Source organism: Celeribacter sp. ULVN23_4 (assembly GCF_054788345.1).
Genome location: NZ_JBTVYO010000007.1, coordinates 16,466 through 34,629, shown reverse-complemented (window position 1 = coordinate 34,629; position 18,164 = coordinate 16,466). Strand labels below are relative to the sequence as shown.

General features: G+C 60.7%; 21 protein-coding genes. 7 read left to right on the top strand and 14 right to left on the bottom strand.

Annotated elements, in window-relative coordinates:
- Positions 1-52 precede the first annotated feature (52 nt).
- Together ACYBHZ_RS14685 and ACYBHZ_RS14680 are read right to left on the bottom strand one after the other, a co-directional pair.
- Positions 53-559, bottom strand: a complete 507-nt coding sequence (locus tag ACYBHZ_RS14685) for a hypothetical protein (RefSeq protein WP_460275035.1) — start codon at positions 557-559, stop codon at positions 53-55.
- The gene (locus tag ACYBHZ_RS14680) at positions 556-1,293 is read right to left on the bottom strand and encodes a 16S rRNA (uracil(1498)-N(3))-methyltransferase (protein ID WP_460275034.1); all 738 of its coding nucleotides are present in this window, start codon (positions 1,291-1,293) and stop codon (positions 556-558) included. The genes ACYBHZ_RS14685 and ACYBHZ_RS14680 overlap by 4 nt, the downstream gene beginning before the upstream one ends.
- A gap of 11 nt (positions 1,294-1,304) precedes the next feature.
- Between ACYBHZ_RS14680 and ubiA the strand changes: the two genes are divergently transcribed.
- From ubiA to ACYBHZ_RS14665, 3 genes are all read left to right on the top strand, one after another.
- Positions 1,305-2,285, top strand: coding sequence for a 4-hydroxybenzoate octaprenyltransferase (gene ubiA, locus ACYBHZ_RS14675; RefSeq protein ID WP_460275033.1), 981 nt, complete (start codon positions 1,305-1,307; stop codon positions 2,283-2,285).
- A gap of 63 nt (positions 2,286-2,348) precedes the next feature.
- On the top strand, positions 2,349-4,316 hold the full coding sequence (locus ACYBHZ_RS14670; RefSeq protein ID WP_460275032.1) for an OmpA family protein: 1,968 nt from the start codon (positions 2,349-2,351) through the stop codon (positions 4,314-4,316).
- Positions 4,313-4,639 carry a hypothetical protein gene (locus ACYBHZ_RS14665; protein WP_460275031.1) on the top strand — a complete coding sequence of 109 codons (327 nt, stop codon included), beginning with the start codon at positions 4,313-4,315 and terminating at the stop codon, positions 4,637-4,639. The genes ACYBHZ_RS14670 and ACYBHZ_RS14665 overlap by 4 nt, the downstream gene beginning before the upstream one ends.
- Positions 4,640-4,798: 159 nt before the next feature.
- Here the strand turns inward: ACYBHZ_RS14665 and ACYBHZ_RS14660 are convergent, their stop codons facing one another.
- Positions 4,799-5,542, bottom strand: coding sequence for an SDR family oxidoreductase (locus tag ACYBHZ_RS14660; RefSeq protein ID WP_460275030.1), 744 nt, complete (start codon positions 5,540-5,542; stop codon positions 4,799-4,801).
- Positions 5,543-5,577: 35 nt separating this feature from the next.
- A complete protein-coding gene (locus tag ACYBHZ_RS14655; RefSeq protein ID WP_460275029.1) occupies positions 5,578-5,973 on the bottom strand; it encodes a (R)-mandelonitrile lyase in 396 nt (131 codons plus the stop codon).
- Between the two features lie 104 nt (positions 5,974-6,077).
- Between ACYBHZ_RS14655 and ACYBHZ_RS14650 the strand changes: the two genes are divergently transcribed.
- Complete coding sequence (locus ACYBHZ_RS14650) at positions 6,078-6,971, top strand: LysR family transcriptional regulator (RefSeq protein ID WP_460275028.1); 894 nt, start codon at positions 6,078-6,080, stop codon at positions 6,969-6,971.
- 2 nt (positions 6,972-6,973) lie between these two features.
- On the opposite strand, the gene ACYBHZ_RS14645 is transcribed toward ACYBHZ_RS14650, so the two are convergent.
- The 8 genes from ACYBHZ_RS14645 to ACYBHZ_RS14610 form a co-directional block, all read right to left on the bottom strand.
- On the bottom strand, positions 6,974-7,411 hold the full coding sequence (locus ACYBHZ_RS14645) for a molybdenum cofactor biosynthesis protein MoaE (RefSeq protein WP_460275027.1): 438 nt from the start codon (positions 7,409-7,411) through the stop codon (positions 6,974-6,976).
- Between the two features lies 1 nt (position 7,412).
- Entirely contained in the window at positions 7,413-7,664 is a 252-nt protein-coding gene (gene moaD, locus ACYBHZ_RS14640; protein ID WP_460275218.1) for a molybdopterin converting factor subunit 1, read from the bottom strand.
- Positions 7,654-8,220, bottom strand: coding sequence for a CDP-diacylglycerol--glycerol-3-phosphate 3-phosphatidyltransferase (pgsA, locus tag ACYBHZ_RS14635; RefSeq protein WP_460275026.1), 567 nt, complete (start codon positions 8,218-8,220; stop codon positions 7,654-7,656). Before pgsA ends, moaD begins: the two co-directional genes overlap by 11 nt.
- Before the next feature lie 18 nt (positions 8,221-8,238).
- Positions 8,239-10,152: an excinuclease ABC subunit UvrC gene (gene uvrC / locus ACYBHZ_RS14630; RefSeq protein ID WP_460275025.1), complete on the bottom strand. Its 1,914-nt coding sequence runs from the start codon at positions 10,150-10,152 to the stop codon at positions 8,239-8,241.
- Positions 10,153-10,449: 297 nt separating this feature from the next.
- A complete protein-coding gene (locus ACYBHZ_RS14625; RefSeq protein WP_460275024.1) occupies positions 10,450-11,235 on the bottom strand; it encodes an SDR family oxidoreductase in 786 nt (261 codons plus the stop codon).
- A gap of 53 nt (positions 11,236-11,288) precedes the next feature.
- A complete protein-coding gene (locus ACYBHZ_RS14620; RefSeq protein ID WP_460275023.1) occupies positions 11,289-12,233 on the bottom strand; it encodes a calcium/sodium antiporter in 945 nt (314 codons plus the stop codon).
- Positions 12,234-12,404: 171 nt separating this feature from the next.
- Positions 12,405-13,199, bottom strand: a complete 795-nt coding sequence (locus tag ACYBHZ_RS14615; RefSeq protein ID WP_460275022.1) for a S49 family peptidase — start codon at positions 13,197-13,199, stop codon at positions 12,405-12,407.
- Between the two features lie 95 nt (positions 13,200-13,294).
- Positions 13,295-14,395, bottom strand: coding sequence for a zinc ABC transporter substrate-binding protein (locus ACYBHZ_RS14610; RefSeq protein WP_460275021.1), 1,101 nt, complete (start codon positions 14,393-14,395; stop codon positions 13,295-13,297).
- Between the two features lie 120 nt (positions 14,396-14,515).
- Here ACYBHZ_RS14610 and ACYBHZ_RS14605 point away from each other — a divergent pair, with 120 nt between their 5' ends.
- From ACYBHZ_RS14605 to ACYBHZ_RS14595, 3 genes are read left to right on the top strand one after another with little or no spacing between them, the layout of a single operon-like run.
- A complete protein-coding gene (locus tag ACYBHZ_RS14605) occupies positions 14,516-15,016 on the top strand; it encodes a Fur family transcriptional regulator (protein ID WP_460275020.1) in 501 nt (166 codons plus the stop codon).
- Positions 15,013-15,819, top strand: coding sequence for a metal ABC transporter ATP-binding protein (locus ACYBHZ_RS14600; protein ID WP_460275019.1), 807 nt, complete (start codon positions 15,013-15,015; stop codon positions 15,817-15,819). The genes ACYBHZ_RS14605 and ACYBHZ_RS14600 overlap by 4 nt, the downstream gene beginning before the upstream one ends.
- Entirely contained in the window at positions 15,816-16,619 is an 804-nt protein-coding gene (locus ACYBHZ_RS14595; protein ID WP_460275018.1) for a metal ABC transporter permease, read from the top strand. The genes ACYBHZ_RS14600 and ACYBHZ_RS14595 overlap by 4 nt, the downstream gene beginning before the upstream one ends.
- A gap of 22 nt (positions 16,620-16,641) precedes the next feature.
- Here ACYBHZ_RS14595 and ACYBHZ_RS14590 read toward each other — a convergent pair whose 3' ends face one another.
- Both ACYBHZ_RS14590 and ACYBHZ_RS14585 read right to left on the bottom strand, forming a co-directional pair.
- On the bottom strand, positions 16,642-17,475 hold the full coding sequence (locus tag ACYBHZ_RS14590; RefSeq protein WP_460275017.1) for a GNAT family N-acetyltransferase: 834 nt from the start codon (positions 17,473-17,475) through the stop codon (positions 16,642-16,644).
- Positions 17,472-18,158: a GntR family transcriptional regulator gene (locus ACYBHZ_RS14585; protein WP_460275016.1), complete on the bottom strand. Its 687-nt coding sequence runs from the start codon at positions 18,156-18,158 to the stop codon at positions 17,472-17,474. Before ACYBHZ_RS14585 ends, ACYBHZ_RS14590 begins: the two co-directional genes overlap by 4 nt.
- Between the last annotated feature and the right edge of the window lie 6 nt (positions 18,159-18,164).

Sequence of the window (18,164 nt, the reverse complement as noted above, 5' to 3'; positions counted from 1 at the left end):
GTGGCAAAGGCCTTGGGAAGTCAATGCAACCTGCAAGCTCTCAGCCGTGTTCTCAGTGCAGAACCGCTGTGCGTTTGCGCCAAATAACCACCGGCTGCTCCGGGTGGGATTTGATCTCGCGCAGCATTTTCTCCGTCTCAAGCCCTTCCAGCCCGACGAACACATCGAACAGCGCCTCCGCCCCGTGGGCGTTGAGCGGGATGGTCAGGGAGGGCTGCCCGAAGGCGTCGATCTGCCAATGCGCATGTCCTTTATTGCCGGGAATGAGGGTCACGGAGGTGATGGCTTCGATCTCGACCTGCCCGCCACTGAGCGGTGAAAAGAAACTGACGACACCCTCGTCCACTTCGACAGCCCCGAAACCGCCACCGCCCTGCGCGAACCGCGCGCGTTGCACGGCGGCAATGGCGAAAATCACTGCGATCCCCGTCACGGTGAGCGCGATCCAACGCATCACGCCGTAAGACGACAGCGCCCAGGACGCGAACAGCGCAACGATCACCAGCCCGACGATCACTTCGCGCCAGCGATAAAGAAGCGCTTTGATCTCTGGCCTCACGACCAGTCTCCAAGCAGTTGTTGCCAGACCGTCATGGCCGCCACCGCCGCCGTGTCGGCGCGCAGGATGCGGGGGCCGAGGGAAACCGCATGGGCGTAGGGCAACGCATGGAGGCGCTTGCGTTCCGCCTCGGAGAACCCGCCTTCGGGACCGATCAGGATGGCCCATTTGCCGCCCTTCACATTGCCCTCTTTTGCGCCAAGCGCCTCGGCCGCGCCGACAAGCGTTTCGTCACAGAACATGATCTGACGCTCGTCATCCCAATCCGAGAGCAGACGGTCGAGCTTCACGAGATCCGCCACCTCAGGCACATAAGTCCCGCCACATTGCTCCGCGGCCTCGACGGCGTGCGCTTGCAGACGATCCTGCCGGATACGCTCTGAATTGGTGAAATCGGTCGCCACGGGGCAGATGCGCTTGGCCCCCATCTCGGCGGCTTTCTCGACGATGAAATCGGTGCGCGCCTTTTTGATCGGTGCGAACAAAAGCCACAAATCTGGCGGCATCTGCAACTCGCGGGTTTTCTCGACACAGGTGAGAACCCCGCCACGTTTGCCCGCTTCCGTCACTTCTGCGACAAACTCCCCATCTTTGGAATTGAACAGCGCGACAAATGCGCCCTGAGCCAGCCGCATCACCCCGAAAAGGTAATGTGCCTGCTCCCGTTCCAGAGGAATGGATTGCCCCTCGCCCAGAGGGTGCTCTACATAGAGCCTGATTTTTGCTTCAACCATGGATCCTACATATGACCGATAAGCGCGCGACGCCAGAGATGACCGGGCTCGAAGAAAACGGGCAAGTGGCCGATGCTGTCAAGGGCAATTGGGTGGATCATCGCGCGCCCGCTTGGACGCGGCCCTATCTTCGGCTGTCTCGGGCAGATCGTCCCGTCGGCACATGGTTGTTGCTCATCCCCTGCTGGTGGGGCGCTTTGCTGGCCTCGGCGGAGACCGGATCGCTCTCGCTGCGCACAGTCTGGATCATGATCGGCTGCGCGCTTGGCGCTTGGCTCATGCGCGGGGCGGGCTGTACGTGGAACGACATCACCGACCGGGATTTCGACGACAAGGTGGAACGCACCAAGAGCCGCCCGATTCCCTCGGGACAAGTCACGGTAAAACAGGCGGCGACATGGATGATCGTGCAAAGCCTCATCGCCTGCGCGATCCTGTTCACCTTCGGCAAGCTTGCGATCCTCCTCGGCATCGTCTCCCTGCTGCCCGTCGCGGTCTATCCTTTCGCCAAACGCTTTACATGGTGGCCGCAGGTCTTTCTTGGCATCGCGTTCAACTGGGGCGCTTTGCTGGCCTATGCCGCCGTCTCCGGCACAGTGACCGCCGCCCCTGTGTTCCTCTATCTCGCAGGCATCGCTTGGACGATTTTCTACGACACGATCTATGCCCATCAGGACAAGGAGGACGATGCGCTGATCGGGGTGAAATCCACCGCGCGTCGGTTCGGCGAAGAGACCCCGCGCTGGCTCAAGCGTTTTCTCGTGATCACCGTCGTCCTCATGGCGGGCGGCATCATCGAAGCCATGTCGGGTCGCTCCGTTCTGGCCCTCGTGGTGGCGCTTGGCGCACCTTGGGCGATGGGGCTTCACATGACGTGGCAAATGTCGAAGCTCGACACCGAAGACCCGGACCGCTGCCTCTACCTGTTCCGCGCCAACCGCGACACGGGGCTTTTGGCTGCGCTGTTTCTCGCCATTGCGATCTTCCTTTGATTGCAGCCACGGCCCTATGCCCCTAAGACAGAGCCCACACACCACAACAGGCCTCTTTGTTTGATGCGTATTTCGACCTTTCTGCCCGTTTTCGCCGCGCTGATCCTTGGTGCCATTCTCTGTCTGGCCGGGGCCTCAATCGGCGCCCGGTTCATCGAGAGCACCTCGACCAAAGCGGTCAAGAACCAGATGAACCTGCACGGCTATGAATGGGTCGATGTTGAGGGCGACGGACTTCAGATCGTGCTCACGGGCGTTGCCCCGGATGAGCAGACCCAGCTGGCCGCCCAACGCGCCGCAGGTCACGTGGTCGACCCGGCGCGTGTGATCAACGTGATGAGCGTGATCCAGCAAGAATCCATTCCCGCCCCGCGCTTCTCCATCGAAATCCTGCGCAACGACAATGGCATCTCGCTGATCGGGCTCGTACCCTCCTCTTGGGACCGCACCCGTTTCGTCGAGCATCTGAAAAAGGCCAGCAGCACCGGCTCCGTCGCCGATCTGATGGAACAGGCGGATTACCCTCAGCCAGAGGCATGGGAGGAGGCGATGGAATTCGGGCTCGAAGCCATCGCGCTTTTGCCTCGCTCGAAAATCTCTCTGGCCGCAGATGAGATCAACGTCACCGCGCTGGCCGAAAGCAAAGCTCAGAAGGCCGAGTTCGAGAAAAAGCTGAAAGCCGATCTGCCAGAGGCGATCCGCACGCGCCTCGACATTGACGCCCCGCGCCCGGTGATCACCCCCTTCACTGCGCGGTTCCTGATCGACGACACCGGCCCGCATTTTGTCGCCTGTGTCGCAGAGACCCCGCAAGGCCACCTGCGTCTTCTGGCCGCCGCCAAGACACTCGGCATCGACGATCCGCATTGCACGGTCGGCCTCGGCGCGCCATCGGCGCAATGGGCCGTCGCGGTCGAAACAGGGATGCGCGCCCTGTCCGAACTGGGCCAAGGCAGCATCACCTTCACCGACGGCGACGTCCGGCTGATCGCGGCAGAAGGCACGTCCGCCTCCGTGTTCGACACGGTTGTGGGCGAATTGGAAGCCGACCTGCCGTCAACCTTCACGCTGCATGCGACCCTGCCGGAGACGCAGGCTACCGATGAGGAGGAAGCCCGTCCGGAATTCATCGTCACCCGCTCCCCGGAAGGACAGACGCAACTGCGCGGGCGCATCCCCGATGCGCGCAGCAAGCAAGCGACCGAAGCACTGGCCCGCGCCGAGTTCGGGTCGCAGTCCGTCTACTCCGCCATGCGCGTCGATGACACGCTCCCTGCGGGTTGGGCGACACGCGCGATGGCGGCCATCGAAGCCCTGGGCGAGTTGAACCGCGGCTCTGCCGTGATGACCGAGGACACGGTCGAAATTCGTGGCGAGACCGGCAATGAAAACGCCAAAGCGGCGATTGCCGGTATTCTGTCCGGCAAGCTGGGCGATGGCGCAGAGTTCACCATCGACGTCACCTATGTGAAAAAGCTCGATCCGGTCCTCAACCTGCCCTCGCCTGAGGAATGCGTTGCGCGCGCCAATGCGATCGTCGCCAGCTCAAAAATCGTGTTCGATCCGGGTTCCCTCGATCTGAATGTCGAAGCCAATGACACGCTCGACCAGATCGCCGAGGCGCTGAAGGATTGCGAAGATGTCGAGATGGAAATCGGCGGCCATACTGACAGTCAGGGCGGCGAGACGATGAACCTTAACCTCTCGACACAACGCGCAAATTCCGTCCTCGACGGGCTTTTGATGCGCCGTGTGGCCGGGGTGAGCTTCACCGCGAAAGGCTATGGCGAAAGCGAACCGATTGCCGACAACGGCACCGAGGAAGGCCGCGAGGAAAACCGCCGCATCGAGTTCAAGCTTCTCGGAGCGGATGAGCCGGACATGGATGACGCCGAAGCGGCAGATGCAGAGGCGGAGACGCAAGCGGGGGCCGGCGACACGGCCGCCAATACAGAGAGCGCAGAGGAAGAGACCGCCACGGAGGCGGCGGGTGAGACTGAAAGTCCGGCAGAGGACGGGGAAACGGAATGAACAGAACCGAATTGATCATCGCCACGGCGATCGTACTTTTCATCGCCTTCGTGATGGGCTGGTTCGCGCATTGGCTGGTGCACCGCTTCGTGCGCGTGGGTCAGGGCGAGATGAACGATCTCGACACCATGGCCCAGCAATTGCACGAGGCCGAGGAAGAGCGCGATCAGGCGATTGCCTATTACCAGAACCGCGAAACCGAGATGACGACGCAGACAAATCAGACCGAAGCAGAGCTGCGTGCGGCGATGGACGGGCTGCGTGAAGCGCGGCAAGAGGCCGAAGAACTTCGCGCCTATATCGAACGGATGAACGCGGGCTGAGCCCCGCGTTTTTGCTGTCGGCAAAGCGTCGGACATGTGTCGGACTTCTGTCGGGCACGATGTCGGGCAAAAACCCGACGCTCGAAAGCGCCGGGCCTCTGTCCGGTCGATCTCAGGACCGACACGGCGACCTTGGGAGAACGATGGCCTCCCCTGCTCTCACCAAGGCTGACTTGCCGGACCAACCGTGAACTCGTTCACCGTCGTATCTTCCGGCAGATCGAGGGCGAAGCTTACCACCTTGGCGATCCGATCCGGCGAAATGCCGAAGGTCTCATAAAGCCCCTGCATCCCGTCCGCCGCCTGCTGATCGGTGATTGTGCCAAGCAACTCGGTGTTGATCGCTGCCGGGTAGAGCGTCGCGGTCCGGATGTTCGTGCCTTCCATCGCCGCTTCCATCCGCAGCACTTCCATGAAGTCGCGCAGGAACCATTTGGTACCGCCATAGATCGCAGTGCCCGGATAGGCCTTGAGACCGGCGACGGAAGACACCGCAAGAATATGCCCCGACTTCTGCGCCAGAAATTCCGGCATCACGGCGGCAACGCCGTTCAGAACGCCATTGATGTTCACATCGACCATCTGTTTCCACTCATCGGTCTTGAGCGCAGAGACATTGCTGACCGGCATGATCCCGGCGTTCAGAAAGATCGCATCGACACGGCCAAAGCTTTCCTTGGCACGCGCGACGATGGCGGCATTGTCCTCGGGCTTGGTGACGTCGAGCGCCTGATAGATCGCCTCTCCGCCTGCGGCTGTGATGTCTTCGGCAATTTGGCGAAGCTTGTCTTCGCGGCGCGCACCCAGCACGACTTTTGCGCCCTTGGCCGCGATCTCTTTGGCGGTGGCCTCGCCAATACCCGACGATGCGCCGGTGATGATGACAACTTTATCTTTGATCATTGGTCTTTTCCTTTTCGGGAGTTCGATCCGCGCGCTCAGGCGCCGTAATCTTCGTCGGAGACATGCTCCATCCAGTCGACAACCTCACCGTTCTCGACTTCCTGAATGGCGGTGTGGGTCATGGCGCTGTCCGGGGCCGCGCCGTGCCAGTGTTTCTCACCGGGCGCGAACCAAACCACGTCCCCGGTGTGAATGGTCTCAATCGGCCCACCGAGCCGCTGAACCCGCCCGACACCTGCGGTCACAATCAAGGTCTGGCCGAGCGGGTGCGTGTGCCACGCGGTGCGTGCGCCGGGTTGGAACGTGACACTTGCACCTTGCACGCGGTCCTTGTCGAACCCGTTGAACAACATCTCGACTTCGACCGCCCCGGTGAACCAGTCACTCGGCCCCGCCATCTTGGGCAGATCATTTGCACGGATGATTTCCATGGTGCATCCTTTCCAGTCTTATCAATTCTGATGGATATCTAGGGCCGGACGCGCTATTCGATTAGAGGATATAATTGGGATGAACTAGTGAGCTGTATTCAGTAATGGCGCGAGATGAATTGGGAGAATTGCGGGCATTCCTCGCTGTTGCCGAAGCGCAAAGCTTTACCAAGGCGGCAGCACGTCTTGGTGTGTCCTCCTCCGCCCTGAGCCATACGATCCGAGCGCTGGAAGAACGGCTCGGCCTGCGCCTTCTGGCGCGCACGACCCGAAGCGTGGCGACGACGGAAGCCGGGGAGCGGCTGTTCCGCTCCATCGCCCCGCATTTCGACCAGATCCACGCGGAGATCGACGCCCTGAGCGAATTGCGCGACAAACCGGCGGGCACTTTGCGGGTCAGCTCGGGCGAGCATGCTGCGGAGACGCTCCTGCGCCCAATGCTCGCGCGGTTCCTGCCGGAGTACCCGGACATCAATGTCGAAGTGTCGATCGACAACGGGCTGGTCGATATCGTCGGCGCGCATTTCGATGCGGGTGTGCGGCTCGGCGAATCTGTGAGCAAGGACATGATCGCCGTGCGGATCGGGCCGGATTGGCGATTTCTCGTGGTTGGTACGCCGGACTATTTCACCAAGCACCCCGCGCCGCAGCATCCCAGAGAGTTGACCGATCACCGCTGCATCAATCTGCGGCTAACGTCACTCGGCGGGCTGTACGCCTGGGAGTTTGAAAAAGACGGGCATGAGATGGAGGTCCGGGTCGGCGGGCAACTGACCTATGACAGTATCCATTCTGTGCTGCACGCGGCGCTCGACGGGCATGGGTTGGGCTTTGTGCCGGAGGACATGGCGCAACCCTATCTCGACGATGGACGGTTGCAGGTGGCGCTGAGCGATTGGTGTCCGCCCATTCAGGGCTATCACCTCTACTACCCGAACCGGCGACTGGCCTCCCCGGCCTTCACGCGATTTGTCGAAGCCTTGCGTTACAGAACCTAAGCCTACCAGCGCTTGAGCGCGTCCTCGTCGGCCTCTTTCGCGGCGACCCAATCGGCGCCGTCGCGCGTCACTTCTTTTTTCCAGAAGGGGGCGCGGGATTTCAGGTAGTCCATGAGGTATTCGGCAGCCTCGAAGGCCTCGACCCGATGCCGGGCGGCGGTGGCGACCATCATGATCTGATCGCCGGGGCGCAGTTTGCCGTAGCGGTGGATCACGAGGCAGTCGGTGAGGGACCAGCGTTGCGCGGCCTCCTCGGCAATCTTGGAAATCGCGGCCTCACACATGCCGGGGTAATGCTCGATCTCCATGAGATCGAGCGTGCCGGTGTCGTCCCGCACCAGCCCCGTGAAGCTGACCGTCGCGCCGGTGTTGGGCGCTTTGCCAAAGCCTTTGAGCACTTGAGCGAGATCGAAATCTTCGGATTGGACGGTGATCCGCATTTTACCCCCCCGTCATCGGCGGAAAGAACGCCACCTCGCGCACACCGTCCAAGGAGGCGTCGAAGTCGGTCAACTCCTGATCCAGCGCCACGCGCAGGGATTTGAGATCGGAAAACGCCAGATCGTAGCGCGGCTCGCGCGCCTTCAACTCTTCGACCAGCCCCATCACCGTCGCGGCAGAGGTCTCCACCGTTTCGCGGGGCTCGCCGATGCGTTCGCGCACCCATGCGAAATAGAGCACCTCAATCTTCATGGCTGTCACGCAGGAAGGGCATGGCCTTGGTCAGATAATCCCAACCGGTGATCACGGTCAGAAGCCCCGCAATCCAGAAGATCGCGATGCCAAGGGTGAAGACCGGCGCAACATCCGTCGCACCATAGGCAAAAAGCACGGCGATGGCGACCATCTGGAACGTGGTTTTCCATTTGGCGAGCTTGGTGACTTTCAACGTCCCGGCGGTATCCCCGAGAAATTCGCGCAGGCCGGAGACAAAGGTTTCGCGCAGAAGGATGAATGCGGCGGGGATGACAATCAAAGCATTCGCACCATGGAGCATGGTCAGAACCGCGATCGCCGTCACCACCATGGCCTTGTCGGCGATCGGGTCGAGCATAGCGCCGAATTTCGACATCTGGTCCCATTTGCGCGCCAGATAGCCATCAAGGAAATCGGTGATGGACGCCGCAGCGAAAAGGATCAACGCGGCCCAATCAGCCACGGGGCGCGGCAGGATCAGGAAAACGAGGGCCACCCCCGGCGCACAGAGCAGCCGGAAGACGGTGAGGATATTGGGCAGGTTCCATGTCATGGTCTTCTCCTTACTCCCTCACCCGTGCTCATGGAAGAAGTCGTAGACGGTCTGCGCCACTTTCTCGGAAATTCCGTCCACCGCCTTGAGATCGGCAAGGTTCGCGCCCTCCACCGCCTTGGCAGAACCGAAATGCGCCAGAAGCGCCCGTTTGCGCGTCGCGCCGATGCCGGGGATGTCGTCGAGCTTTGTGAGGCCCATCGCCTTGGAGCGTTTGGCGCGGTGGGTGCCGATGGCAAAACGGTGCGCCTCGTCGCGCATGCGCTGGATGAAATAGAGCACCGGATCGTTGCGGCGCAGCGCCATGACGCGGTGACCAATGCGATGAAACTCTTCCTTGCCCTGATCGCGGTCGATGCCTTTCGCAACGCCGATCATCGGAATGTCGGTCACACCCTCTTTCACCATAATCTCATGCACCGCAGAGACCTGCCCCGCGCCGCCGTCGATCAGCAGGAGATCGGGCCAGAGCCCCTTGGAGCGGTCGGGGTCATCCTTGAACAGGCGTTTGAAACGGCGGGTCAGCACCTCTTTCATCATGCCAAAGTCATCGCCCGGCGTGATGTCGTCACCGCGAATGTCATATTTGCGGTAGTGGTTCTTCATGAACCCTTCCGGCCCTGCAACGATCATCGCACCGACGGCATGGGCCCCCTGAATGTGCGAGTTGTCGTACACCTCGACCCGCTGCGGCACGCGGGGCAGATCGAAGGCCTCCTTGAGACCTTCGAGCAGTTTCTCCTGCGCCGCACCTTCGGACATTTTGCGTCCAAGGCTTTCACGGGCGTTGCGCAAAGCTGAGGCGACAAGTTCTTGTTTCTCGCCGCGCTGGGGGACGAGGATTTCGATTTTCTTACCGGCTTTCTCCGAGAGCGCGGCTTCCATCAGCTCGCGCTCTTCAATGTCATGGGACAGGATCAGCTGACGCGGCGGATCGCGCTTCTCGTAGAATTGCCCGATGAACCCCGCCAAGACCTCTTCGGCTTCGGCCCCGTTGGTTTTCGGATAGAAATCCTTGTTGCCCCAGTTCTGATGCGCGCGGATGAAGAAGACCTGCACACAGGCCTGCCCGCCTTCCATATGAAGCCCGATCACATCGCCCTCGCCCACAGTGCGCGGGTTGATGCCCTGCGCCGTCTGGACCTGCGTCAAGGCGCGAATCCGGTCGCGGAAGGCGGCGGCGCGTTCAAACTCCATCGCATCAGAGGCTTCCTGCATCTCATGGGCGAGCTTTTCCTGAAGACCGGAATGGCGGCCCTGCAGAAAGCGCTCCGCCTCATTCACAAGCTCGGCGTAATCCTCTTTGGAGATTTTTCCGACACAGGGCGCGGTGCAGCGTTTGATCTGGTATTGAAGGCAAGGACGCGTCCGGCTCTCAAAATCCGTGTCGGCGCAGGTGCGGAGCAGAAAGACCTTTTGCAACTGGTTGATCGTGCGGTTGACCGAAGAGGCCGATGCAAACGGGCCATAATAAGACGCCTTGCGCTTGCGCGCGCCGCGATGTTTCGCAAGCTGCGGGAACTCACCGTCCTTCGTCAGCATGATATTCGGAAAGCTCTTATCGTCGCGCAGAAGCACGTTGTAGCGCGGCTTGAGCTGTTTGATCAGGTTCTGTTCGAGAAGCAGCGCCTCGGTTTCCGTCCGGGTCGTCAGGAACATCATCTGAGAGGTTTCCGAGATCATCCGGGCGATACGCGCGGAATGGCCGGACGGGCGGGCATAGCTCGACACGCGGTTTTTAAGGTTCTTCGCCTTGCCGACATAGAGCACGTTATGCTCAGGATCGAGCATGCGATAGACCCCCGGCGAGCCGTCGAGCTGCTTCACATAGGCGTCGATCACGGCGTGACCGCGCGGCACATCCCTGTGCGCGTCCTGCCCTGGCAGAGCGTCTTGCAGATCGTTTTTGTCGGTCCCGTTTACGTCGTCCATGTGCCTGCCTTTGATTCCCCCTCTGGCTGCAATCTTATCGGTCTGAGGGCAAGAGGAAACTCATCCACCATTTCTGTGGATAACCCTGCCTATAAGTTTTCGTGAACGGCCATTTTCCCATGATTTCATGTGATTTCGCCCATTTGCACAAAAAACAGACCTATTTTTAACCCATTGTTTTCAAATGGAATTTTTTACAATCACACACAACCCATTGAAATTATTTACATTTTAGTAACGGAAATGAAACAATTCAGGCCGGCGTGCAAAACTTTTGGTTGAATAGGTGAGAAGCCCTTACTCACTTCCCCTCACATCCGCCGTTTCCCATGCCAGATGTTGACCGCTGTCAGGGCAGATTAGCTGCCCCGTCACCACAGGCGCAGAGACCAAATAAGCCAGGGCCGCCGTCACGTCTGACGGCTCCGCCCCGCGCTCCAGAAGGGTGGCTTTTTGCTGGTCGCGAAAGTCCTCGGGGGTTTGCCGCGCGCCTTGCAAGGTCGGGCCGGGGCCGATGCCATTGACACGCACTTTCGGAGCCAAGGCCTGTGCCGCCGTCTGGGTCAGGGTCCAGAGGGCAGATTTCGCCAGCGTGTAGGACATGAACTGCGGCGTCAGCTTGCGCACGCGCTGGTCGATCATATTCACCACGAGCGCCTGCGACAATGGCCGACCATCGGGCTGGAGATGCGGCGCGGGGGCTTGGGCGGCGAACATCTGGGTCAGCACGAAAGGCGCGCGCAGGTTGCTTTCGAAATGGCGGTCCCAGCTTTGCCGGGTCGCCGTCTCAAGCGTGTCATCCTCGAACAGGGAGGCGTTGTTGACCAGAAGCGTCAAAGCCCCGTCCAAGGCCTCCACAGCGCGCGGCACAAGGGTTTCAACCTGCGCCTCGTCGAAAAGGTCGGCTTGCAAGACGCTTGCGCGCCGCCCCATTCCACGAAGGGTTTCGACCACCTCCGCCGCCTCATGCGTGGAGCGGTTGCAATGCACCGCGACGTCAAACCCCATCTCGCCAAGAGACAAGGCCATAGCCCGTCCGAGCCGTTGCCCTGCTCCGGTCACAAGCGCTTTTCGCGGCGTCATAATCCCTCCTCAACACCCGTCGATCATATCACGGCTGGTTTTGAGCGGGCCTGTCAGCCCAGCACAGCCAGAACGTAGAGGATATATAGGGCGGAAAGCACCGCACCCCAAAGACGGTTGATGTCGATGCGTTTGAGCACGAAGAGACCGAGCAGAAGCGACACCCCGAGCATCACCCAGATATCGAAATCCATAAGGTCCGCATCGACGGGCAGCTTACCGACGAGGCTCGACACCCCGATGATGCCCAAGAGGTTGAACATGTTCGACCCGATGACGTTGCCAAAGGCCACATCCGCTTGTTTGCGCAGCGCCGCCATGACGGTCGTTGCGAGCTCAGGCAAAGAAGTTCCGAGCGCCACGAGGGTCAGGCCGATCACCTCATCGGAGACGTTGAAGGCCCGGGCGATATTGGTGGAAGCATCCACAAGGATATCCGCCCCCAAAGGCAGCCCGACCAGACCGACCAGCAAAAAGCCGATGATCTTGAACCACGGCATATCGGGGTCAGCGCCTTCGAGGTCATCGACCTCGATATCGCGCTGCGCCACGCGGTGACATCGGGCCTTATAGATCGCATGGCCGATCATGGAGAAGAGCGCAGCGAGAAGGACAACCCCGGCAATCCAGTCAAACGTCCCGCGCAGCGCCAGAAGGATGAACAGCACGGTGGCAGCGATCATCTGTAGATAAGAGGCGCGGGTGGAATTATCGACCACATGCAGGGTCGAAATCATCGCAGGGACGCCGAGCACCAAAAGGACGTTGGCCGTGTTCGAACCGATCACATTGCCCAGCGCAAGACCGGGCGCATTGTCGAAGATTGCGGAGATCGACACCAATAGCTCCGGCGCGGAGGTGCCGAAGGCGACCACGGTCAGCGAGACGATCAGTGCGGGAATGCCGAGGCGCAGCGACAGGTTCACCGCCCCGCGCACCAACATGTCACCCGCGATCAAAAGAATGATCAGACCCGCAATCGCATAAATAAAATCCATCAGGATTTGTCCTTTTCACAGGCACAAGGGCCCTTGCCTATTCTGTAGCGTCCGCATTTGGGACATTTCATATTTTTCAACGTCTGCTGACCGGGAAAGCGCAGACGCCCGAAGATCGCGAGGATCATCATGAAAATCAGGAAAATACTGATGATTTTGAAGATCATGACGTCAGAGCCCGAACCTCGCCCAGAGCGCCTGTTCCTCGACCTGCGCGGTCAGGCCCGCAGCCAGTTCGGTCCCGAAACGGCGAAAGAGCGGACGTTTGGGGCCGAAAACCGAAAGCTTCACCTTGTCGCCGTAAATCTCTTTCATCTTGGGCACGAGATGGGCGATGCCATCCGCAAGTCCAAGCTCCACGCCTTTCGCGCCGGTCCAGAAGGAGCCGTCGAACAGCTCAACCTCTTTTGACAGACGCTCAGCGCGCGCGGCGGTGACATGGGCGATGAAGGCTTGGTGAATCTCTTCCTGAAGCCCTTTGATGCGGCCGACGTCTTCGGGGTTTTCCGGGCGGAAGGGATCAAGCTGGCTTTTCGATTTGCCGGAAGTGTAGACCCGGCGCTCAATCCCGTGCTTGCCGATAAACTGATCAAAACCGAACCCGGCGGAGATCACGCCAATTGAGCCGACGATCGAGCTTGGATCGACGAAAACCTTGTCGGCGGCGCAGGCCAGCCAATAGCCACCGGAGGCGGCAACATCTTCGACGAAGGCGTAGACCGGAAGCTCTTTCTCTGCCGCGAGGCGGGAAATCCTTGCCGCGATGAGCGACGATTGCACCGGAGAGCCGCCCGGTGAATTGATCAACAGCGCCACAGCCTGAGGTTTGCCCTTGCGAAAGGCCCTCTCGATGGCGGGCGCGAGGCTTTGGTCATTGAGACCTCCCTGACGGGTCATGATGGTGCCGCTCAGACGAACGACATTGACCCTTGGGGGCGAAGAGAGAAAGGGGATGCTGAGGCTCATGCCTTGGGATGTAAAGTCCCCCCCCCGTACAAACAAGGGCACGAGGAGATCCCCCGTGCCCTTTTTTTTCGTTTCGTCAAAAATGACGTCTGGGATTACTCGGCCGCGCAGGCTTCGAAAGCTCCGGCAACCTCGTCCATCAGCTCGCCGTAGAAACCGGCGCCTGCGGTGAGGCCAACGCCCAGCGGGTCGATGACGCCGGATTTCGCGTCGGAACCATCGAGCACGGTGTTGATCAGGCCGGCATTGAATTGCGGCTCGGAGAACACGCAATCGACACCGATTTCCTTGATCTTGTCTTGGATCTCTTTCACGCGGGCCGGGCTTGGCGCGGTCGCATCGGAGAGCGAGATGGAGCCAGCGGCCTGAAGACCGAAGCGGTTTTCGAAATACTGGTAGGCATCGTGGAAGACGATGAATTTCAGATCTGCGAGCGGTTCCATTTCGCCTTGGATTTCGGCGATCTTCACGTCCAGCGCGTCTTGGGCAGCGGCAGCATTGGCGGCGTAGGTCGCCGCGTTTTCCGGGTCATGCTCGGACAGCTCTTCTGCGATGACACCGAGCCAAGCGCGAGCGTTCATCGGATCGAGCCATGCATGCGGGTCTGCGCCATGGTGATCGTGATCGTCGTGATCCGCGTGTTCATCATGATCGTGGTCATGATGATCGTGGTCATGTGCCTCGTCATGGTCATGATCATCATCATGCGCGTCGTGGTCATGGTCGTCGTGGCCATGGTCGTCATGCTCGGCGTGTTCATCATGATCATGATCATCCTCATCGGCGTCATGATCGTGTTCGTCATGGTCATGGACGTGACGCTCAAAGGTTGCCCCTTCGCGGGTCGCCAGAGTGGTGGTGCCTTCAGACAGCGCCAGCGGGATCGAATGTGCATCCCCGGCAACCTCATCGATCATCTCATCGAGCCAAGGCTCAAGTGCCGGACCAGTCCAGAACACGATATCTGCGGATTGCAGAGCCTTCGCCTCGGACGGGCGCATGGAATAGCCGTGCGGCGAAGCGCCCTGCGGCATCAGCTGGGTCGAGGTTCCGAGATCACCCATGACCTGCGCAACAAGCGAGTCGATCGGTGCCATGTCGGTGACGACATTGGGAACCTCGGCATGGGCGGCAACGGCCGCGAATTGTGCGCTGGCGAGAAGCGTGACGGAGAGGAGGGAGGAGCGAAGGGTCATTCTGGCCTCGGATGTGTTATGTTATTACGTCTCGGGCTTGATATAGGAGAGGTGATAACATATCAAGAGCTCCTGTCACGAAAGATTTCCCCAAGCGACTCGTCATCACGGAGCACTGTCATGGACCCGAACCCGATCGGATTTCATCAGCACGATCACAGCCATTGCGTCAAAGACGCGGTCTCTGCTGCGGACCAATCCTGTCGCGAGTCGGGGCTTCAACTGACTCCGGTGCGCAAACGCGCGCTTGAGATTTTGCTCGAAGAACACCGCGCGCTCGGCGCCTATGACGTGCTCGCACGGCTCGCGGAAGACGGGTTCGGAAGCCAGCCCCCAGTGGCCTATCGCGCACTCGATTTCCTCACGAAACACGGGTTTGTCCACAAAATCGAGAAGCTGAACGCCTTTATCGCCTGCGCGCATCCCGGCGAGCTTCACACCCCGGCGTTTCTGATCTGCACCACCTGTCAGGCCGTCGCGGAAGCGGAAACCGATCCCTCGCACAGCCTTCTGTCCCAGATCGCACAAACCACAGGCTTTCGCATCTCGCGCGCCGTTCTGGAGGCCGAGGGCACCTGCCCGAACTGCCTCGCCGCAGAGACTACGAAGGAAAAGGCATGAGCCTGATTGATCTCGAAAACGTGACCCTGCATCTCGGCGGGCGCTTGGTGCTGGACCACGTCTCCATGACGGTCGAGCCCGGAGAGATTCTCACCATTGTCGGGCCGAACGGCTCCGGCAAATCGACGTTGATGAAGGTCGTGATCGGCGCGATGAAGCCGGAAAGCGGCAAGGTCACGCGCAAGGGCGGGCTTCGGATCGGCTATGTGCCGCAAAAACTGCATATCGACCCGACCCTGCCGCTGACCGTGCGGCGGTTTCTCTCCCTGCCGAAACGGGTGAGTGACGATGCCGCCCATGCGGCCCTCAACGATGCGGGCGTGGGCCATCTTTGCATGCGCCAGATGACCGACCTGTCCGGCGGCCAGTTTCAGCGCGTGCTTCTGGCGCGGGCCTTGCTATCGAAGCCGGATCTTCTGATCCTCGACGAAGCAACGCAGGGGCTCGACCAGACCGGCTCCGCCGATTTCTACAGCCAGATCGAAACCCTGCGCCAAGACAAGGGCGTCGCCGTGCTTATGGTCAGCCATGAATTGCACGTCGTCATGTCCACATCGGATCGGGTGATCTGTCTCAATGGTCACGTCTGTTGCCACGGCGCGCCGGAACATGTCGCGTCTGCGCCGGAATACCGGGCACTGTTCGGCACCGGCACCCATGGCGCTTTGGCGCTCTATCGGCACAAACATGATGATGCGGTTTGTGATCATGACCATGAACCGGGGCATGTGCATACGCATGATCGCCCCCATGCCCACACGCATGACCAGCACGAACAGCATGAACACAGGGACGCGGTATGAGCTTTCTGGACGATTTTCTGGTCCGCGCTGTGCTCGCGGGCCTTGGCCTTGTGCTCGCGGCAGCGCCCTTGGGCTGTTTCGTGGTCTGGCGCCGGATGGCCTATTTCGGCGACGCGACTGCGCACGCGGCGCTTTTGGGCGTCGCTTTGGCCCTCGCGTTCAACGTCTCAATTTTTGCGGGCGTCCTCTGCATCGCCCTCCTGATGGCGCTCACCGTCTCGACCCTGTCGGGGCGCGGATTTGCCTTGGATACGCTGCTGGGCGTCATGGCCCATAGCGCGCTGGCCTTTGGCCTCGTTGCCGTCAGCTTCGTGCCGAATGTCCGGGTCGATCTGAATGCCTATCTCTTCGGCGACATTCTCGCCGTCGGACGCATGGATCTTGCAGTGATCTGGGGCGGCGCGGCACTTGTCTCAGCGCTGCTCTACTGGCGCTGGTCGAGCCTGTTGACCACCACGCTCAACCCCGATCTGGCGATTGCCTCCGGCATCTCGCCCCGCCGCGAACAGGTGATTTTGTCGATTGCTCTGGCTCTGGTGGTGGCGGTCGCGATCAAGGTGGTCGGCACGCTCCTGATTGCTGCGATGCTTCTGATCCCGGCGGCGAGCGCCCGTCCCTTCGCCCGCACCCCGGAGCGCATGGCCGTCATTGCCACGCTGATCGGTGTGCTCTCCATTTTCGGCGGCATTCAGAGCGCTTTCACCTTCGACACGCCGACCGGGCCGACCATTGTGACGGTCGCCGCCCTGATTTTCGTGATCTCCAACCTGTTCCGCCTGCTGCGCCCGTCCGCGAAATAAACGCCGGACGGATCAGCAAGGTTCAACCAAGCTCAAGTGTGGCCACACCGAACAGGGTTTCGGGGTGGCCCGCCTCAGGTGGATCGCCGCGATACATGCGGGCGGTCTCAAAAGTGACTTTCCAATCCTGCCCGACGAGCAAATCGCGAAAGCCCAGTTGCAGGTCCGGCACATCGACAATCGCACGGGTTTGTCCCAAGGCCCCGGCAGCGGCAGAGATCAGGCGCAGCGCGCTATTCCCATCGGGCGCGACCACGGGACCAATTTTGCAGCCCTCACGGCAAAGCCGCGCGGTGGCAAAGCCAATCGGCCCTTCCGGTCCGTCGAGCACGACCGTGCGGCGGGTCTCGCTATCGCCCAGCCAGGACGCCAGAAACCGGTGCCGCAGGAATCCATTGGCCAACAGATCCAGCCCGCCGAGATCGGCCACATCGGGACCCGTCACAGACCGGATGCCTTGCGTGTCCAAGACGGGCACCGGACCTTCGAAACGGGCGGTTGAGCCGGTTTTGACAAAGCCGGAGCGGGCATAATTGGCTTGCTGCTCCGCGACTCCATCCAGCCCGACCGTGCGCCCGTTCGCATGTTCCATCGCATGGGTCCAAAGCTTCAACCCGATGCCCCGCCCGCGATATTTCGGACGACAGATATAGAGACCGAGAAACGAGAAACCGGGACAGTGGTTCACCACGGAGATCGCAGCGGCGAGACCGCTTTTCTTTTCGGCAACGAAAAAACCGTCCGGGTCGGCCTCTGCGAAAGGGACGGCATCGTCGATGCCTGGGTTCCATCCTTCCTCCGCCGCCCAGTCCAAAAGCGTCGAGACTTCGGCGGGGCTGGCGGTGCGCAGGATCAAATCAAAGCCTCCTTCAAGGACTTCGGCGCTGAGGGCTGATCGCGCAGATCGAGCGAGGTCAGGAGATCGAGCAGGTGATGCTTCATCATCTCTTCCGCGGCCTCCCCGTCATGGCGGGCCAGCGCCTTGATCAGCGCGTCATGGGCATGGCTCTCACAGAGCGCGGTACGGCGCTGCCAATAAAGGGCGATGATCAGAGAGGAACGCGACACGAGCTGCGCGACAAAATCCGCGACAGTGGTCTGATCGGCGATACGCGCGATTTCGACATGGAAGAGCCCCGACAGGTGCAGCGCCCGACCGGTGTCCCCGGCATGGATCGCCGCGTGTTCTTCATCGATATGTCTTTGCAGAATTTCAATGTCTTCCGGCGTTGCGCGTTCGGCAGCGGATTTTGCGGTGCGCGGCTCAAGCAATGCGCGCGCCTCAAACACTTCACGTGCTTCCTTGATCGACGGCTGCGCGACAAATGCACCGCGGTTGCGCTTGAGTTCGACGAGATGATCATGGGCAAGCTGTTGCAGGGCGGCCCGTACCACTGTGCGACTCACACCGTAAATCTCGCCGACCTCATCCTCGCTCAGTTTCATCCCCGGAGAGAGACGGTGTTCATGGATGGCCATCGCAAGGCTCTCTGCTACCCGCGCGCTGCCGCTTTCTTTTTGTTCCGCCTGCCCGGTCATGACATC

Bases quoted from the DNA above. Each gene is read 5' to 3' on its own strand.
- ACYBHZ_RS14655 (WP_460275029.1), bottom strand. From the start codon at position 5,973: ATGGAAATCATCCGTGCAAATGATCTGCCCAAGATGGCGGGGCCGAGT.
- ACYBHZ_RS14585 (WP_460275016.1), bottom strand. From the start codon at position 18,158: ATGACCGGGCAGGCGGAACAAAAAGAAAGCGGCAGCGCGCGGGTAGCA.
- ACYBHZ_RS14620 (WP_460275023.1), bottom strand. From the start codon at position 12,233: ATGGATTTTATTTATGCGATTGCGGGTCTGATCATTCTTTTGATCGCG.
- ACYBHZ_RS14615 (WP_460275022.1), bottom strand. From the start codon at position 13,199: ATGAGCCTCAGCATCCCCTTTCTCTCTTCGCCCCCAAGGGTCAATGTC.
- ACYBHZ_RS14600 (WP_460275019.1), top strand. From the start codon at position 15,013: ATGAGCCTGATTGATCTCGAAAACGTGACCCTGCATCTCGGCGGGCGC.
- ACYBHZ_RS14645 (WP_460275027.1), bottom strand. From the start codon at position 7,411: ATGCGGATCACCGTCCAATCCGAAGATTTCGATCTCGCTCAAGTGCTC.
- ACYBHZ_RS14670 (WP_460275032.1), top strand. From the start codon at position 2,349: ATGCGTATTTCGACCTTTCTGCCCGTTTTCGCCGCGCTGATCCTTGGT.
- ACYBHZ_RS14625 (WP_460275024.1), bottom strand. From the start codon at position 11,235: ATGACGCCGCGAAAAGCGCTTGTGACCGGAGCAGGGCAACGGCTCGGA.
- ACYBHZ_RS14680 (WP_460275034.1), bottom strand. From the start codon at position 1,293: ATGGTTGAAGCAAAAATCAGGCTCTATGTAGAGCACCCTCTGGGCGAG.
- pgsA (WP_460275026.1), bottom strand. From the start codon at position 8,220: ATGACATGGAACCTGCCCAATATCCTCACCGTCTTCCGGCTGCTCTGT.
- ACYBHZ_RS14605 (WP_460275020.1), top strand. From the start codon at position 14,516: ATGGACCCGAACCCGATCGGATTTCATCAGCACGATCACAGCCATTGC.
- ACYBHZ_RS14660 (WP_460275030.1), bottom strand. From the start codon at position 5,542: ATGATCAAAGATAAAGTTGTCATCATCACCGGCGCATCGTCGGGTATT.
- ACYBHZ_RS14665 (WP_460275031.1), top strand. From the start codon at position 4,313: ATGAACAGAACCGAATTGATCATCGCCACGGCGATCGTACTTTTCATC.
- uvrC (WP_460275025.1), bottom strand. From the start codon at position 10,152: ATGGACGACGTAAACGGGACCGACAAAAACGATCTGCAAGACGCTCTG.
- ACYBHZ_RS14595 (WP_460275018.1), top strand. From the start codon at position 15,816: ATGAGCTTTCTGGACGATTTTCTGGTCCGCGCTGTGCTCGCGGGCCTT.
- moaD (WP_460275218.1), bottom strand. From the start codon at position 7,664: ATGAAGATTGAGGTGCTCTATTTCGCATGGGTGCGCGAACGCATCGGC.
- ACYBHZ_RS14610 (WP_460275021.1), bottom strand. From the start codon at position 14,395: ATGACCCTTCGCTCCTCCCTCCTCTCCGTCACGCTTCTCGCCAGCGCA.
- ubiA (WP_460275033.1), top strand. From the start codon at position 1,305: ATGACCGATAAGCGCGCGACGCCAGAGATGACCGGGCTCGAAGAAAAC.
- ACYBHZ_RS14650 (WP_460275028.1), top strand. From the start codon at position 6,078: ATGGCGCGAGATGAATTGGGAGAATTGCGGGCATTCCTCGCTGTTGCC.